The sequence below is a fragment of the Rhodanobacter sp. UC4448_H15 genome (genome assembly GCF_052978265.1).
In genome coordinates this window covers 3,029,225-3,045,388 of sequence record NZ_CM129665.1, presented here as the reverse complement: position 1 = coordinate 3,045,388, position 16,164 = coordinate 3,029,225, and the positions used below count along the sequence as shown (strand labels likewise).

14 protein-coding genes and 2 tRNA genes are annotated in these 16,164 nt (G+C 66.6%); 14 read left to right on the top strand and 2 right to left on the bottom strand.

Annotation, left to right across the window (positions count from 1 at the left end; genetic code table 11):
• From ACVCMI_RS14090 to motB, 14 genes are all read left to right on the top strand, one after another.
• A complete protein-coding gene (locus ACVCMI_RS14090) occupies positions 1-780 on the top strand; it encodes an ABC transporter permease (protein ID WP_447098394.1) in 780 nt (259 codons plus the stop codon).
• Positions 781-795: 15 nt separating this feature from the next.
• Positions 796-2,028: a sensor histidine kinase gene (locus ACVCMI_RS14085; RefSeq protein ID WP_447098395.1), complete on the top strand. Its 1,233-nt coding sequence runs from the start codon at positions 796-798 to the stop codon at positions 2,026-2,028.
• A gap of 63 nt (positions 2,029-2,091) precedes the next feature.
• Positions 2,092-2,697, top strand: a complete 606-nt coding sequence (locus tag ACVCMI_RS14080) for a response regulator transcription factor (protein WP_395119709.1) — start codon at positions 2,092-2,094, stop codon at positions 2,695-2,697.
• A gap of 626 nt (positions 2,698-3,323) precedes the next feature.
• Positions 3,324-3,394 (top strand) — tRNA-OTHER (locus ACVCMI_RS14075).
• Positions 3,395-3,467, top strand: a tRNA-Thr gene (locus tag ACVCMI_RS14070).
• 396 nt (positions 3,468-3,863) lie between these two features.
• Positions 3,864-4,988, top strand: coding sequence for a slipin family protein (locus tag ACVCMI_RS14065; RefSeq protein WP_447098396.1), 1,125 nt, complete (start codon positions 3,864-3,866; stop codon positions 4,986-4,988).
• Between the two features lie 54 nt (positions 4,989-5,042).
• The gene (locus ACVCMI_RS14060) at positions 5,043-6,263 is read left to right on the top strand and encodes an RtcB family protein (RefSeq protein ID WP_447098397.1); all 1,221 of its coding nucleotides are present in this window, start codon (positions 5,043-5,045) and stop codon (positions 6,261-6,263) included.
• Between the two features lie 96 nt (positions 6,264-6,359).
• Positions 6,360-7,391, top strand: coding sequence for a tRNA preQ1(34) S-adenosylmethionine ribosyltransferase-isomerase QueA (gene queA, locus ACVCMI_RS14055; protein WP_395121219.1), 1,032 nt, complete (start codon positions 6,360-6,362; stop codon positions 7,389-7,391).
• 95 nt (positions 7,392-7,486) lie between these two features.
• Complete coding sequence (gene tgt, locus ACVCMI_RS14050; protein WP_447098398.1) at positions 7,487-8,614, top strand: tRNA guanosine(34) transglycosylase Tgt; 1,128 nt, start codon at positions 7,487-7,489, stop codon at positions 8,612-8,614.
• Positions 8,615-8,814: 200 nt separating this feature from the next.
• Entirely contained in the window at positions 8,815-9,141 is a 327-nt protein-coding gene (yajC, locus tag ACVCMI_RS14045) for a preprotein translocase subunit YajC (RefSeq protein ID WP_395119705.1), read from the top strand.
• Between the two features lie 158 nt (positions 9,142-9,299).
• Entirely contained in the window at positions 9,300-11,183 is a 1,884-nt protein-coding gene (gene secD, locus ACVCMI_RS14040; RefSeq protein ID WP_395119704.1) for a protein translocase subunit SecD, read from the top strand.
• Positions 11,184-11,303: 120 nt separating this feature from the next.
• On the top strand, positions 11,304-12,266 hold the full coding sequence (secF, locus tag ACVCMI_RS14035) for a protein translocase subunit SecF (RefSeq protein WP_395119703.1): 963 nt from the start codon (positions 11,304-11,306) through the stop codon (positions 12,264-12,266).
• Between the two features lie 163 nt (positions 12,267-12,429).
• Positions 12,430-13,299, top strand: a complete 870-nt coding sequence (motA, locus tag ACVCMI_RS14030; protein WP_447098399.1) for a flagellar motor stator protein MotA — start codon at positions 12,430-12,432, stop codon at positions 13,297-13,299.
• On the top strand, positions 13,296-14,363 hold the full coding sequence (motB, locus tag ACVCMI_RS14025) for a flagellar motor protein MotB (RefSeq protein WP_447098400.1): 1,068 nt from the start codon (positions 13,296-13,298) through the stop codon (positions 14,361-14,363). Before motA ends, motB begins: the two co-directional genes overlap by 4 nt.
• On the opposite strand, the gene murU is transcribed toward motB, so the two are convergent.
• Entirely contained in the window at positions 14,333-15,082 is a 750-nt protein-coding gene (gene murU / locus ACVCMI_RS14020) for an N-acetylmuramate alpha-1-phosphate uridylyltransferase MurU (protein ID WP_447098401.1), read from the bottom strand. The genes motB and murU overlap by 31 nt on opposite strands.
• Positions 15,079-16,086, bottom strand: a complete 1,008-nt coding sequence (locus tag ACVCMI_RS14015; RefSeq protein WP_447098402.1) for an aminoglycoside phosphotransferase family protein — start codon at positions 16,084-16,086, stop codon at positions 15,079-15,081. Before ACVCMI_RS14015 ends, murU begins: the two co-directional genes overlap by 4 nt.
• Between the last annotated feature and the right edge of the window lie 78 nt (positions 16,087-16,164).

Sequence of the window (16,164 nt, the reverse complement as noted above, 5' to 3'; positions counted from 1 at the left end):
ATGGATCAAGCCATGTCGATTCCGCTTGCCGCCGCGATGCCGATGTCGCGCCGGCGCGTGCTGAGCGCCTACCTGGCCGAGATGCGCAGCGAATGCCTGCGCTACCTGCGCGCGCCGGGTTTCATTCTGCCGATGACGCTGTTCTCGACGGTGTTCTACGTGATGTTCGGCGTGTTGCTGAACCAGGGCGAGGCGTCGCGCTACCTGCTGGCCAGCTATGGTGCGTTCGGCATCATCGGACCGGGCCTGTTCGGCTTCGGCGTCTCGCTGGCGATCGAGCGCGATGGCGGCCTGCTCACGCTCAAGCGTGCCTTGCCGATGCCGCCTGGCGCCTACCTGCTGGGCAAGATGGTGATGGCCATGATCGCGGCCACCGTGGTGATCGCGCTGCTGCTGCTGATCGGCATCTTCCTGGCGCACGTCAGTCTGTCGTGGGGCCAGATGCTGGCGCTGGTCGCCACCGGTGCTTTCGGCGTGCTGCCGTTCTGCGCGCTGGGCATGTTCGTCGGCACCTTGCTCAAGGGGCAGGGCGCGCCGGGGCTGCTCAACCTGGTCTATCTGCCGATGGCGTTCCTGTCCGGCCTGTGGCTGCCGCTGTCGATGTTGCCGCGGATGCTGCAACAGATCGCGCCCGTCTGGCCCAGCTATCACCTCAACCAGCTGACCCAGGCGGCGGTGGGTCTGAACCATGGCCCTGTGCTGGGCCACGTGCTGGCGCTGGCCGGTTTCGCTGAGGTTTTCCTGTGGCTGGCGGCGCGGCGTTTGCACCGGAACGGTTGAAGTAGGATCACCCTCATGGCCAATCTGCGGGAGCCTGGCGTCATGCACCAGCGCATCGTCCAGTTTCTGACCCCGGCGCCGGACTCCGCGGCGGCGCGCAGCATGCATCGCGGCAAATCGCCGTGGGTGGATGCTGTGCACCTGTTGTGGTCGGCGTGGATCTTCGTCGTGCCGGTGTGGAACAACGACGGCTGGAGCACGCGCTGGGTCGTCACCACTCTGGTTAGCTATCCGCTGTTCCTGCTGCTGTATTACCGGTGCATCGCGGGGCCGCGTGCGCAGGTCCGCGCCGGCGCCCTCGCGTTGGTGCTGCTGAGCATGTCGTTGCTGCCCTGGTATCCCAGCGGGCTGACCTATTTCATCTATGGCTGCGTGATGCTCTGCACCAGCGTGGGTCGTTTCCGCGCCTATCTCGGCTGGCTGGCCGGGCTCAATGTGGTGTTGCTGGCCGAGACCTCGCTGCTCGGTTACCCATGGCAGGCCGTGTTCTCCATCCCGCTGACCTCGTTCATCATCGGCATCATCATCAAGGCCGAGCATGGCAGCGAGGAGAAGGACGCGCAGCTGCGGCTCTCGCACGAAGAAGTGCGTCGGCTGGCGGCCACTGCCGAGCGCGAGCGCATCGGCCGCGACCTGCACGATCTGCTGGGTCATACCCTGTCGCTGATCACGCTGAAGCTGGAGTTGTCGCGCAAGCTGTTCGACCGGGACCATGCGGCGGCCAGGCGCGAAGTGGAAGAGGCGGAGAAGGTGGCGCGTCACGCCCTTGCCGAAGTGCGCAGTGCGGTCAGCGGCATCCACGCCACCGACCTGGCGGCCGAGCTGGCCTCGGCGCGGCTGCTGCTGGAATCCTCCGGGGTGTGCATGGAATACGCGGCACCGCCGACCGACTTGCCGCAAGACACCGAACGCAGCCTCTCGCTGATCCTGCGCGAGGCGGCGACCAATATCGCGCGCCACGCGGCGGCAAGTTGCGCGAACGTCGATTTCGTGCGCGAGCCTGCCAGCGTGCGCATGAGTATCCGTGACAACGGCCGCGGCGGCATCGACGGCGCCGGCAACGGCCTGCGCGGCATGCGCGAGCGCGTGCGCTCGCTGGGCGGCACGCTGGAGATCAGCTCGCCGTTGCGCGGCGGCACGACCATGCTGGTCAGCGCGCCGCTGCCGGTGCTGCGACTGGTCGCCATGCCAGCGACCGCTGCCGGCGGCGTGGCGCCCGCGGCGCAGGGTGGGCATTCGGCCGCCTGACGATCGAAGCCATCACGATGGAGCTTTTCCAATGCCGCTGAAGCAATCGCCACGAGGCGCCGCATGATCCGCGTGCTGCTGGCCGAGGACCAGGCGATGGTGCGCGGCGCACTGTCGGCGCTGCTGAGCCTGGAGCCGGACATGGAGGTGCTCGGCTCCGCACCCGACGGCGAGGCGGCGTGGCGTGAGATGCAGCGCCTGAAGCCCGATGTGCTGGTCACCGATATCGAGATGCCCGGCCTCACCGGACTGGAACTGGCCCAGCGCATCCAGCGTCACGACGAGCTGCCGGTGAAGGTCATCATCGTCACCACCTTCGCCCGCCCGGGCTTCCTTCGTCGCGCGCTGGATGCCGGCGTGTCGGGCTACCTGCTGAAGGACGCTCCCGCCGAGAACCTCGCCGAGGCGTTGCGCACCGTACACCGCGGTGGTCGCGCGATCGACCCGCAGCTGGCGCTGGAAGCCTGGTCCGAAGCCGACCCGCTGAACGATCGCGAACGCCAGGTGCTGCGCCTCGCCGGCGAGGGCCAATCCGCCGGCGACATCGCCGCAAAACTCAACCTCTCGCACGGCACCGTGCGCAATTATCTGTCCGAAGCGATCGGCAAACTCGGCGTCGGCAACCGCATCGAGGCGTATCGGCTGGCGCGGCAAAAAGGCTGGTTGTAAGTTTTTCCGATATTCGATAAAAAATGCTTGCGCGTGGTTGTTAATAGGTGTAACGTCCGCAGCCCTCGCCTTTTGGCGACCATCAGATAAAAGAGTTTTCATGTCGTTCCGCATAACCCAGATGAGCACACCATGCACGTCGCAGTATTGCCGCGATGCAGGCCTGTTCATGCGCGGCGAATGGCTCGACTTGGCAATCGTCTGCCGATAATCGACTGATCCCTTTGCGGAGATCGGTCACCCCGATCTCCCGAGGCAACGCGAACGCCCTCGGGTCGCCAACCCCGGGGGCGTCTTGTTTTTGCCGTTCGCAGGGGATGCGCATGCATCGAACAAGGTTTGCGGAATCCGTTTCGCCCTGAGGCATCCGGTCAGCCATGGCCGAGGCAGGGGCGCAGCTGCGAAGGCGCTTGCGCGCTGCGTCCCGGTGCTTCGGCGCGGGCTGTGCGAGAAACGGATCACCACGTATCGGGCAACCATGCCCGCACCTATTGCCGGTTGGTGACAGCCGGCAATCGGGAACATCGAACCGACCGGCTCCAGCGGCATGGGCTCAAGCCCCATCCGGTGCGCGCGGCTTTGCCGGCGGCGTATGCCGGGGTCTGCCGGGCGGTGTTCCACAACGACGACGTTGGCTCAGCGGTAGAGCGGCAGGTTCGTTCCTGCAAACGCCGGTTCGATTCCGGCACGTCGGCCACTGGATAGCTCAGAGGGGTAGAGCATCGGTCTTGTAAACCGAGTGTCGCGGGTTCGACTCCCGCTCCAAACCATGACCTGTCACGTCATGACCAGGAACGAAAGTTCCGACCAGGAAACGCCTCGTGCGGCGCCTGGCCTGCAAGCCACGGAGGGTTTGCGGATCAGGCAAGGCGGCGGTGGCGGGGCCGGGCCCACGTCCCGACAGCGGGCAAGCGGATATCGAAGCGATTGTCTTGCAGGCATTCGCCGGAATATCCGGTTCCCCGCCAAGGCACGTCGGCTTCGCCCCATTATCGTCAGGAGGCGTTTCCGCCTTATTCGCTTTCATCGGCGCATGACGTCGATTATCCCGCGAGGGAGGGGCTTTTGCGGCCCGATTATCCGCAATGTTAATGCGTCGTACCGATCCGGCGACGCAGTCGGCTTATCCCACGGATCGAAACAAGGATTGACGAAGGAGTATCAACATGTTCTGGATCAAGCAAATCGTGATCGGCGACGGCGAGCGCGGCTTGCTGTATCGCAACCGTCGTTTCCAGCGCGTACTGCCGCCGGGCGTCTACCACTTTGTCGACCCGCGCAAGCGTATCGCGGCCAGCGTGCACAACCTGGCCAAGCTGGAGTACACCGGCGCCGACACCGACGTGCTGATGGCGCTGATGGACGGCGCGCTGGCCGAATGCTTCGACGGGGCCGACATCGGCACGCAGCAGGTTGGCCTGGTGCTCAAGAACGGCAAGCTGGAGGACGTGCTGGCACCGGGTACGCGCAAGCTCTACTGGAAGGGCCTGGTGCCAGTCGAGGTGCAGGCGGTGTCGCTGGCGGAAACGCTGGAAGTCGATGTGCGCGTGGCCAGCCGACTGCGCCAGCTGGGCGTGCTCGGCAAGGTCGCGGTGACGGTGGACGTGCCGACGGAGTCGGCAGGCCTGCTGTTCATCGACGGCAAGCTGGTGCGTACGCTGGCTCCGGGGGCCTGGGCGTTCTGGAATTTCCAGAAGAACGTGGCGGCCGAGGTGGTCGAGCTGCGCGTGCAATCGCTGGAGGTGTCGGGCCAGGAACTGCTGACCCGCGACAAGGTGAGCCTGCGGGTGAACCTGGCCGCCAGCCTGCGCGTGACCGATCCGGTCGCCGCGCGCACCAAGGTGGTCAAGTACGGCGACTACGTCTATCGCGAGCTGCAATACGGCTTGCGCAAGGCGGTGTCCGGCAAGACGCTGGACGAGCTGCTGGGCGACAAGGCTTCGCTGGACGCGGACATCTTTGCCTACGTGCGCGGCCGTGTCGTCGAGCTGGGCGTGGAAGTGCTCGGCGTGGGCGTCAAGGACGTGATCCTGCCGGGTGAGATGAAGGACATCCTGAACAGCGTGGTGCAGGCGGAGAAGGCGGCCCAGGCCAACGTGATCCGCCGGCGCGAGGAGTCGAACGCCACCCGTTCGCTGCTCAACACCGCGCGGCTGATCGAGGAGAGCCCGGTGCTGATGCGTCTGAAGGAGATGGAGGCTCTGGAGAAGGTCACCGAGAAGATCGACAAGCTCACCGTGTTCGGCGGCCTGGACGGCGTGCTGAACCAGCTGGTGAGCCTCAAGCAGTAACCTCGCGGCGATCGCACGGAAGCGCTCGCCGCGATCCATTCAAGGAAAGAAGAGATGAGCAACCAACAGTACGAGTTTCTGCATGCCGAAGGCAGCGCCACGCCGATCAAGGGCTGGGTGCATGGCGTGCCGCTGGAAGATGCCGCGAGGCAGCAGCTGCGCAACATCGCCATGCTGCCGTTTGTCGGTCCGTGGGTCGCGGTGATGCCCGACGTGCACCTGGGCAAGGGCGCGACGGTCGGTTCAGTCGTGCCCACGCGGGGCGCGATCATCCCGGCTGCGGTCGGCGTGGACATCGGCTGCGGCATGGCCGCGGTGCGCACCACGCTGCGCGCCAGCGACCTGCCGGACAACCTGGCCCAGCTGCGTTCCAGCATCGAGCGCGGCGTGCCGGTCGGCAACGGCCGTGGTGGCGACCATCACAAGCTGCCGGACAGCATTGAGACGCAACTGGCGCAATCCGGGCTGGTCGCGCGGCTGGAAGCAATCAAGGCGAAGCATCGCAAGATCCGCACCGACAAGCTGGGCCGGCAGATCGGCACGCTGGGCGGTGGTAACCACTTCATCGAGGTCTGCCTCGACGAATCGGACGCCGTGTGGGTGATGTTGCACTCGGGTTCGCGCGGCACCGGCAACCTGATTGGCAGCTACTTCATCGAGCGGGCGCGCGAGGAGCTGGCGCAGCGCGTGCTGGGTTTCGACCTGCTGGACAGAGACCTGGCCTTCTTCATGGAAGGCGAAGCATTGTTCGACGACTACGTGGAAGCGGTGTCTTGGGCGCAGGACTACGCCCAGGCCAACCGCGAGGCGATGATGGCGCGGGTGTTGGCCGAGATGCGCCACCGGCTGCCGAAGTTCCAGTTGGAAAAGCTGGCGGTGAACTGTCACCACAACTACGTGCGGAAGGAAACGCACGGTGGCGAGGACTTGCTGGTGACCCGCAAGGGTGCGGTGAGCGCGCGGGCCGGCGAGCTGGGCATCATCCCGGGCAGCATGGGTACGTGCAGCTACATCGTGCGTGGCAAGGGCAATCCGGAAAGTTTCCACAGCTGCAGCCACGGCGCGGGCCGGGTGATGAGCCGTACCGCGGCGCGCCAGCGGATCACGCTGGCGCAGCATCGGGAGGCCACCGCCCATGTCGAATGCCGCAAGGACGCGGCGGTGATCGACGAATCGCCGGCGGCGTACAAGTCGATCGACGCGGTTATGGCGGCGCAGTCCGACCTGGTCGACGTGGTGCACACGCTGCGCCAGGTGCTGTGCGTGAAGGGATGAAGCCGGCGCCGCTCCGCGAGGGGCGGCGTCTTTTCGCGCGTGCCCCGGCGCGCCGGCTGCGGGATAATGTCCCGTTTTCCGATGCCGGCCGCAGCCTTGAAGAAGTCCGATTTCGATTTTGACCTGCCGCATGAGCTGATCGCGCAGGCCCCGTTGCCCGAGCGTTCGGCCAGTCGCCTGTTGCTGCTCGACGTGGCCGCGCAGTCGCGGCAGGACCGCATGTTTCGCGAGCTGCCCGACTTCCTGCGTCCGGGCGACCTGCTGGTGTTCAACGACACCCGCGTGCTGCCGGCGCGGCTGTACGGGCGCAAGGACACCGGCGGTGCGGTGGAGATCCTGATCGAGCGGGTTACCGGCGCGCATGAGGCCACCGTGCAATTGGGCGTCAGCAAGAAGCCCAAGGAGGGCGCACGGATCGAACTGGCCGACGGCAGCCATGCCGTGGTGTTGGGCCGCGACGAAGGTTTCTTCCGGCTGCGCTTCGAGGCGCCGGAGCCGCTGGAGAAGCTGCTGCTGAAGCTGGGCGAGATGCCGTTGCCGCCGTACATCGAGCGGCACGCCGACGCCAGCGACATGGAGCGCTATCAGACCGTGTTCGCGCGCGAGCCCGGCGCGGTCGCTGCGCCCACCGCCGGCCTGCATTTCGACGAGGCGATCCTGGACCAGCTGCGCGAGCGCGGCGTCGAGTTCGGCTACATCACCCTGCATGTGGGCGCCGGCACCTTCCAGCCCGTGCGCGCGGTCAATCTCGAAGATCACCACATGCACACCGAGTGGCTCAATGTCGGCGCGCACCTGGTCGAGCAAATCCGACGCACGCGCGCCAGCGGAGGGCGGGTGATCGCGGTCGGCACCACGGTGGTGCGCGCGCTGGAAAGCGCCAGCAAGGATGGCCAGGTGCATCCGTTCGCCGGCGAGACGCAGATCTTCATCTTCCCCGGCTACCGCTTCAGCAGCATCGACGGCCTGCTCACCAACTTCCACCTGCCGCAGTCGACCCTGCTGATGCTGGTGTCGGCACTGGCCGGGCGCGAGTTCATGCTGGACGCGTATCGCCACGCGGTCGAGCAGCGCTACCGCTTCTTCTCCTACGGCGACGCCATGCTGATCCTGCCGCACGGCGCCTGAGCGATACGTTGCATGGTTGCAGGAGCCCGCCAGCGGGCTCCTGCACACACGGTGTGGCGATGGGCGGAACGGGGCAAACCCGCGATAATGGCTGGATGACCTCCCTCCAGTTCGACCTTCACGCCACCGACGGCGCCGCCCGCCGCGGCCGCCTCACGTTTGCCCGTGGCACGGTGGAGACGCCGGCGTTCATGCCGGTGGGCACCTATGGCTCGGTCAAGGCGATGACGCCGCGCGACGTTGCCGATACCGGTGCCGAGATCATCCTGGGCAACACGTTCCACCTGTTCCTGCGACCCGGGCTGGAGATCGTGGAGAAGTTCGGCGGGCTGCACCGCTTCATCGGCTGGGACAAGCCCATCCTCACCGATTCGGGCGGCTTCCAGGTGTTCTCGCTGGCGCACAAGCGCAAGATCACGGAGGAAGGCGTGACCTTCGCCTCGCCGGTGGACGGCTCGAAGGTGTTCCTGTCGCCGGAAGTGTCGATGCAGATCCAGAAGACGCTGGATTCGGACATCGCGATGATCTTCGACGAGTGCACGCCGTACCCGGCGACGGAGAAGGTGGCGGCCGATTCGATGGAGCTCAGCCTGCGCTGGGCCGAGCGCTCGCGCCGCGCGTTCGACGATTTGCAGAATCCGAACTCGCTGTTCGGCATCGTGCAGGGCAGCGTCTACGAAACCCTGCGCCGACGCTCCGCGGAAGGGCTGGTGAAGCTCGGCTTCGACGGCTACGCGATCGGCGGCCTGGCGGTGGGCGAACCGGAGGCCGAGCGCAACCACGCGCTGGACTTCACCGTACCCCTGCTGCCGGCGGAAAAGCCGCGCTACCTGATGGGCGTGGGCCGGCCGGAGGACATCGTGGAAGCAGTGCGCCGCGGCATCGACATGTTCGACTGCGTGATGCCTACCCGCAACGCGCGCAACGGCTTCCTGTTCACCGCCGCGGGCACGCTGCGCATCCGCAATGCGAAGTACGCCAGCGACACCGCGGTGATCGAGGAAGGCTGCGACTGCTACGCCTGCAGCCACGGGTTCAGCCGCGCCTACCTGCGCCACCTCGACCGCTGCAACGAGATCCTCGGCAGCCAGCTGGCCACCATGCACAACCTGCGCTACTACCAGCGGCTGATGGCGGATTTGCGCGCGGCGATCGCCGATCGGGCGCTGGAAGCATTCGTCGCACGGTTCTACGCCTGCCGCCAGGGCGCAGCGATCCCGTAGCAGCCCGCCCTGTGGGCGATGCCTTTTCCCCGGATCGGGAACCATCGCCCGCAGGGTGGACTCCTACCGCCACCGGGGGGCGGAGTCGCCTTTCGCTCGCGAAAGGTGACTCCGACACCTCCCGCAAGGCATAATCGAGAATCTTTTATCGGGCGTTCGGCGGAAATCGCTGATGGCGCCACAACTTGCGAGACGCGAAGATGAGTTTTCCGCTTTCCCCCGTGATTGCCCAAGCCACGCCGCAGCAGGGCGGCGGCATGTCCATGATCATCATGATGGTGGTGCTGTTCGGCCTGATGTATTTCATGATGATCCGGCCGCAGATGAAGCGGCAGAAGGAGCACCGCGCCCTGATCGCCGCGCTGGCCAAGGGCGACGAAGTGGTCACCAACGGCGGCCTGGCCGGGCGCGTGGAAGAAGTGGGCGACACCTTCGTCACGGTCGAGATCGCGCCGAACGTGAAGGTGAAGCTGCAGAAGGGTGCCGTGCAGCAGGTGCTGCCCAAGGGCTCGCTGAAGTCAGCTTGAGCCATGGGATGTCCAGGGGCGGGGCCTTTTCGAATAGCGCGGCCATGGATGGCCGCTTCTTGACGTTCGCGATCAGGGACGATCGCAAAAACATGCTTCGGCCATGGATGGCCGCTTCTTGACGTTCGCGATCATGGATGATCGCAAAGGACCGGATCATGACTGATTTTCCCCGCTGGAAATACGCGCTGGTCGCGCTGGTGATGGTGTTCGGCGTGATCTACGCGCTGCCGAACGCCTTTGTTCCCGTGCCCGCCGTTCAGGTGAGCGCCAATCGCGGTGCGCCGGCAATCGACCAGGCCGTACGCCAGAAGGTCATCGACACGCTGACCCAGAAGCGCATCGCCTTCGGCGAGGTCGTGGTGGAAGGCGACAGCCTGCTTGCCACCTTCGCCGACACCGACGTGCAGAAGAGCGGCTCGGACGCGATCAAGGCGCTGCTCGGCGACAAGTACACGGTGGCGTTCAAGCTGCAGTCCACCGTGCCGGAGTGGCTGGGCATGATCGGTGCCCGTTCCATGCCGCTGGGCCTGGACCTGCAGGGCGGCGTGCACTTCCTGATGCAGGTCGACCAGAACGACGTCATCGACAAGCAGGAGAGCAGCTACGCCGACGACATCCGCAGCCTGCTGCGCGACAAGAAGATCCGCTATGAATCGGTGGCGCGCAATTCCGTGCGTGGCAAGGGCGTCGCCGTGGTGCTGCGCTCGGAGGACGACCGCGCCAAGGCCGCAGACGCGATCGCCAACGAGTACACCGACTTGCTGGTGTCCAACGGTCCCAGCACCGGCGACCGTTTCGTGCTCAATGCGGTGATCAAGCCCGACAAGCTGCGCGACATCGGCCGCGGCGCGATCACCCAGAACCTGCAGACGCTGCGCAACCGCATCAACGCGCTGGGCGTGTCCGAGCCGCTGATCCAGCAGCAGGGCGAGAATCACATCGTGGTCGACCTCGCCGGCGTGCAGGACCCGGCCGAGGCGAAGAAGCTGATCGGCACCGTGGCCACCCTGGAATACCGCCCCGGCATCGGCCACCCCGGCGATCCGCAGGCGCGCGAGGCGGAGAAGACCGGCAACATCCCGCCGGACGCCAACCTCTACCACATGCGCGGCACCGGCCTGCCGGTGCTGGTCAGCAAGAAGGTGATCGTGACCGGCAAGGAGCTGGTCGACGCCTCCTCGGGCATCGACCAGCAGAGCGGCACGCCCAAGGTCGACGTCACGCTCAATGCCGCCGGCGCGCGCAAGATGAGCGATTTCACCAACGCGAACGTCGGCAAGCCGATGGCGGTGGTCTACGTCGAGCGCGTGACCGAGACCAAGATGATCGACGGCAAGGAAGTGCGCGTTCCGAAGGTCACCGAGTCGGTGATCAACGACGCCAACATCGCCAGCCCGTTCGGCCGGCAATTCCAGACCACCGGCCTGGGCAGCCCGAAGGAAGCATCCGACCTGGCGCTGCTGCTCAAGGGTGGCGCGTTCGCTGCTCCGGTGGACATCATCGAGGAAGGCGTGATCGGTTCCAGCATGGGTGCGGACAACATCGACAAGGGCTTCAAGTCGGTGATGCTGGGCCTGGCCCTGGTGCTGCTGGCCGCCGCGGTCTACTACAAGCTGTTCGGCCTGGTCGCGGACATCGCGCTGTTCTTCAACCTGGTGATCCTGGTGGCGGTGATGTCGCTGATCGGGGTGACCCTGACCATGCCCGGCATCGCCGGCATCGTGCTCACCCTGGGCATGGCGATCGACGCCAACGTGCTGATCTGCGAACGCGTGCGCGAGGAGCTGCGCAACGGCTCCACGCCGCACGCGGCGATCTACGCCGGCTACGAGAAGGCCTGGTCGACCATTCTGGACGCCAACGTCACCCACCTGATCGCGGCGCTGGCGCTGACCACGATGGGCACCGGCGCGATCAAGGGCTTCGGCGTCACGCTGATGATCGGCATCCTGACCTCGCTGTTCACCTCGGTGACGCTGACCCATGCGTTCACTGCGGCGATCCACGGCCACCGCAAGCTCAAGACCCTGTCGGTCTAGGCGTCGCGTCGAACAGTGCGGCCCCGGACGGCCGCTTTCGCCGGAAAGGGACTCCCTGAATTGATCGTGCGGCCATGAGGGCCGCTTGACCGGAACGGAACGTCCACACAGAGAATTGCCATGGAAATCTTCAATCACGACAGCAACATCCACTTCCTGGGGATGCGCAAGTACACGGTCGGCCTGGCGATCCTGCTGATGATCGGCTCGATCGTGCTGATCGCCACCCGCGGGCTCAACTACGGGCTGGATTTCACCGGCGGCGTGTCGATGCTGGTCAACTACGACCAGCCGGTGGAGATCGCCGACGTGCGCGGCGCGCTGGCCAAGGGCGGCTTCGAGGACGCTGTGGTGCAGAGCCTGGGCGGCACCCGCGAGGTGTCGATCCGGTTCCAGGCCAAGGATGATCCGGAGGCGATCCTGGCCAACGGCACGGTCAACCTCGACCGTGTCTCCGCCGACGTGATGGCGAAGCTCCACGCGGCGCGACCGGACGCCAAGCTGAAGAGCCGCGACTTCGTCAGCGCGCAGGTCGGCGCGGAGCTGAAATCGGACGGTACCTGGGCGGCCTTGCTGGTGATCCTGGGCATCATGGCCTACCTGTGGATCCGCTTCGAGCGCCGCTTCGCGATCGCCGCGGTGGCGACCGAAATCCACGACACGCTGGTCACGCTCGGCGTCATCGCGCTGGTGCAGCGCGAATTCGACATGACCGTGCTGGCCTCGGTGCTGGCGGTGATCGGCTACTCGATCAACGACAAGGTCGTGGTGTTCGACCGCATCCGCGAGCTGTTCCGCCTCGCGCGCAAGGCCGAGCCGGAGGAGATCCTCAACCGCTCGATCAACAACACCCTGTCGCGAACCATCATCACCTCGCTGTTCACCGGCATCACCATGGGCGCGATGTGGCTGCTGGGCGGCCCGGCCGTGCACGGCTTCGCCATCACCATGCTGATCGGCATCGTGGTCGGCACGCTGTCCTCGATCTTCGTGGCCAGCCCGATCCTGCTGTGGCTGGGCGTCTCGAAGAAGGACCTGATGCCGGTCACCCGCGACAACCCGGAGCTGGCGCGCCGCCCCTGACCGACCGCGCGGCACGAGCCAGACGAGAGGCCCGGCCATGCCCGGGCCTTTCCTTTTCGGGATACCCGCCGTTCGCGACGCCGGCGGCCTTGCGGCAAATCCGGGCTACATCTTTCCCGCGGCGGGCCGATAACTCGTTGTCGAACCGCGCGCTGGAACCTGCATGCTTGTCCTGGTCGGAACCCTGGTTGTGCTCGTCAGCGTCGTGGGCGGCTACCTGCTGTCCCACGGGCAGCTGCTGGCGTTGTGGCAGCCCTACGAACTGCTGATCATCGGCGGCGGCGCTGCGGGGGCCTACCTGACAGCCAATCCGACCAAGATCGTCAAGGCCACCTTCCGCGACATCATGGGGCTGCTGAAAGGCCCGAAGTACCGGACGCAGGATTATCTCGACCTGCTTTCGCTGCTCTACGACATCTTCAGCCTGATGCGCAAGAACGGCCTGCTCAGCCTCGAATCGCACATCGAGGAGCCGGCCACCAGCAGCGAGTTCTCGGCCTATCCGCGCCTGCTCGCCGAGCACCACCTGATCGAGTTCATCACCGACTGCCTGCGCCTGATCGTGGGCGGCAGCATGAACCCGCACGAGCTGGAACAGCTCCTGGAGATGGAGCTGGAAGTCCACCACCAGGAAGCCGAGGCGCCGGCGATGGCCCTGATGAAATCCGCCGACGCGCTGCCCGGTTTCGGCATCGTGGCGGCGGTGCTCGGCATCGTCACCACGATGTCGCAGCTGAGCGGAGATACCTCGCGCATCGGCGAGCACATCGCCGGCGCGCTGGTCGGCACCTTTCTCGGCATCCTGCTGTGCTATGGCTTCGCCGGGCCGCTGGCCTCGGCGATGGAGAACCGCGCGCAGGAGGACGGCAAGGCGTTTGAATGCGTGAAAGTCGCGCTGATGGCCAACCTGCGCGGCTACAACCCGATGGTGTCGGTGGAGTTCGCGCGCAAATCGCTGGTCGCGCAGGTGCGGCCCAGCTTCATGGAGCTGGAGGGGCATCTCAAGGGCGCGCGCGCCGGAGCCGGGGCGTGAGCGAGGAGTTCGACCAGCCGATCATCATCCGGCGCGTGCAGCGCCGGAAGCACGGCCATCACGGCGGTGCGTGGAAGGTGGCCTATGCGGATTTCGTCACCGCGATGATGGCGTTCTTCCTGGTGATGTGGCTGATCGGCGTGGGCACCCGCGAGCAGAAGGCCGCGATCTCCGAGTACTTCAAGAACCCGAGCATGACTCCGGGCGCCGCCACGATCGCGCCGCCTGGCCAGGCCGGCCCCGGCGGCGCCAGCGACAGCATGATCAAGCTTGGCGGGACGATGGACCTGCCGCGCGGCCCGGGCGCGGAAAAGCGCGGTGCGCCGCAGGTCAAGCACAACGTCGAGGACGCGATCAAACTGGCGCGCCAGGCCGACAAGTCGCGTCTGGAGGAGCTGATGAAGCGACTTAATGCCTCGATCCAGAGCAGCCAGGCGCTGGCGCCATTCAAGGATCAGCTGCTGCTGGACATCACCTCCGAAGGCCTGCGCATCCAGATCGTCGACAAGCTCAACCGGCCGATGTTCGACACCGGCAGCGCGCGGCTCAAGCCGTACACGGTGCAGATCCTGCGCGAACTGGGCCGCTCGATCGACGACGTGCCGAACCAGATCAGCATCTCCGGCCACACCGACGATGCGCCGTACAACAGCGGGCACGACTACAGCAATTGGGAGTTGTCGGCCGATCGCGGCAACGCCGCCCGTCGTGCGCTGATCGCCGGCGGGCTGGAGGCGGACAAGATCTCGCGCGTGGTGGGCCTGGCCGCATCCGTGCCGTTCGACAAGCAGAACCCCGCCGATCCGGTCAATCGCCGCATCAGCATCATCGTGATGACCGACCAGGCCGCCAAGGCGGCGCGTTCGATGGAAGTGGCCGATGGCGGTGCGACGCAGCCTTCGCCGATGCCGACTCCAAAACCGGCACCACTGGCCGCTTCGATTGTCGCCACGACGCCCGCACTGGCGCGTCTGCCGGTGCCGTCGGTGATCGTCCACCCCGAGAGCGCGGCGACGCCGGGAACGGGCGCGACTCAGTTCTCGGCGAAACCTGCGTCGCGCTGATCGCCGTGCGACATCGCTGCGTCGCCGCGTTCGGCGTCGAGCTGTGCGAGGCGCTCGGGCGTGCCCACGTCCGTCCACACGCCGTGGTGATGGGTGCCGCTGACGGCTTGCCGAGCCATCGCGCCCAGCAGCAACTGGCGCAACTTGAAGGTGGGCGCCGCGGCTTCGTGGGCGGCCGTGCCGGCAAGTTCCCGCCAGCCGTCCAGCAGCTCCCGGCGGAACACGCCAATGCCGCTGAAGGTGAGCCGCGGTTCGCCGCTTGCCTGCACCAGACCTTGCCCGTCCAGCGCGAAATCGCCTTCGGGGTGGTGCGGCGGGTTGTCGACCAGCAGCAGGTGCGCCAGCCCCGCCGGCTCGGCGGGCAGCGTGCCGAAATCGGCATCGCACCAGACATCCCCGCTGATGGCGAGGAACGGCCCGGTGCCCAGCAACGGCAGCGCGTTCAGCATGCCACCGCCGGTTTCCAGCGGCACGGGGCCTTCGTAGGCGTAGCGGATGCGCAGGCCCCAGCGGGAACCGTCGCCCAGCACCGCCGGAAACTGCTCGGCCAGGTGCGAGGTGTTGATCACCACGTAGTGCACGCCGGCGGCGGCGAGACGTTCGAGGTGCCAGACGATCAGCGGCTTGCCGCCGACGCAAAGCAGTGGCTTGGGCGTGCGGTCGGTCAGCGGGCGCATGCGCTCGCCGCGGCCGGCGGCGAAGATCAGTGCGTGCCTCATGCCGCCGCCCGGGTCAGGTCGCGGCCCTGCGCGTGGCGCTCCAGCAGGTCGGCGAAATCGGCCAGCTCGGGATAGCGGCGCGCCACCTCGATCACGTAGCGGTACACCTGCGGCACGTCCTTGAGATAGCCGCTCTTGCCGTCGCGGTACCACAGCCGATAAAACTGGCCCAGCACGCGCACGTGGCGATGCAGGCCGGTGAGATCGAACCAGCGCAGGAAACGCGCGGCGTCCACTGCCGCGTCGATCACGCCTGCGCGCAGCAGTCGCTGCCGGTACGACTCCACCCACGCTTCCACGCGATCGCCCGGCCAGGCGATGTAGGCATCGCGCAGCAGCGAGGCGAGGTCATAGGTGACCGGCCCGTGCAGCGCGCCCTGGAAATCGACGATGCCCGGGTTGTTCGCCTCCGTCAGCAGCAGGTTGCGGCTGTGGAAGTCGCGGTGCACGAAGCAGCGCGGTTGCTCCAGCGCGTTGTGCACGATGAGGTCAAACGCCGCCTCCAGCACGTCCCATTCGCCGCAGGCCGGCGTGTGGCCGAGGTGGCGCTGCAGGAACCATTCGGGCATCACCTCCAGTCCGCTCACCAGCACCTGACGGCCGAACGGCGGCAGGTCGTCGGCGGCCACCCGCGTCTGTATCTTCAGCAGGGCGTCCATCGCATCGCCGTACAGGCGGTCGGCGCTGGTGTCGTTCAATGCATCGAGGTACAGCCGCGAGCCCAGGTCCTCGATCAGCAGGAAGCCCTGGTCGAGGTCGCGTGCATGCACTTGCGGCACGTGCAGGCCGGCGGCGGCCAGGCGCTCGCCAATGGCCAGCCACGGGCGCGGATCTTCGCGATCGGGCGGCGAATCCATCACGATCCAGCTTTGCCCGCCTTGCGTGGTGCGCCAGTAGCTGCGAAAGCTGGCATCGGCCGAGGCGCTGTCCAGCGTCAGCGTGGGGGCGTTCAGGGCTTTGCGGGCCCAGGCGAGACGGGCAGCGGCGCGATCGTGCGAAGTCATGGCCGCCAGCTTAGCGAGGCCGCCACGGCATGGCGACACGGCCTCGCTGGATCGCTTCAGCCCGGACCCCGTGCGTGC

Bases quoted from the DNA above. Each gene is read 5' to 3' on its own strand.
- ACVCMI_RS14090 (WP_447098394.1), top strand. From the start codon at position 1: ATGGATCAAGCCATGTCGATTCCGCTTGCCGCCGCGATGCCGATGTCG.
- ACVCMI_RS14085 (WP_447098395.1), top strand. From the start codon at position 796: ATGGCCAATCTGCGGGAGCCTGGCGTCATGCACCAGCGCATCGTCCAG.
- ACVCMI_RS14080 (WP_395119709.1), top strand. From the start codon at position 2,092: ATGATCCGCGTGCTGCTGGCCGAGGACCAGGCGATGGTGCGCGGCGCA.
- ACVCMI_RS14065 (WP_447098396.1), top strand. From the start codon at position 3,864: ATGTTCTGGATCAAGCAAATCGTGATCGGCGACGGCGAGCGCGGCTTG.
- ACVCMI_RS14060 (WP_447098397.1), top strand. From the start codon at position 5,043: ATGAGCAACCAACAGTACGAGTTTCTGCATGCCGAAGGCAGCGCCACG.
- tgt (WP_447098398.1), top strand. From the start codon at position 7,487: ATGACCTCCCTCCAGTTCGACCTTCACGCCACCGACGGCGCCGCCCGC.
- yajC (WP_395119705.1), top strand. From the start codon at position 8,815: ATGAGTTTTCCGCTTTCCCCCGTGATTGCCCAAGCCACGCCGCAGCAG.
- secD (WP_395119704.1), top strand. From the start codon at position 9,300: ATGACTGATTTTCCCCGCTGGAAATACGCGCTGGTCGCGCTGGTGATG.
- secF (WP_395119703.1), top strand. From the start codon at position 11,304: ATGGAAATCTTCAATCACGACAGCAACATCCACTTCCTGGGGATGCGC.
- motA (WP_447098399.1), top strand. From the start codon at position 12,430: ATGCTTGTCCTGGTCGGAACCCTGGTTGTGCTCGTCAGCGTCGTGGGC.
- murU (WP_447098401.1), bottom strand. From the start codon at position 15,082: ATGAGGCACGCACTGATCTTCGCCGCCGGCCGCGGCGAGCGCATGCGC.
- ACVCMI_RS14015 (WP_447098402.1), bottom strand. From the start codon at position 16,086: ATGACTTCGCACGATCGCGCCGCTGCCCGTCTCGCCTGGGCCCGCAAA.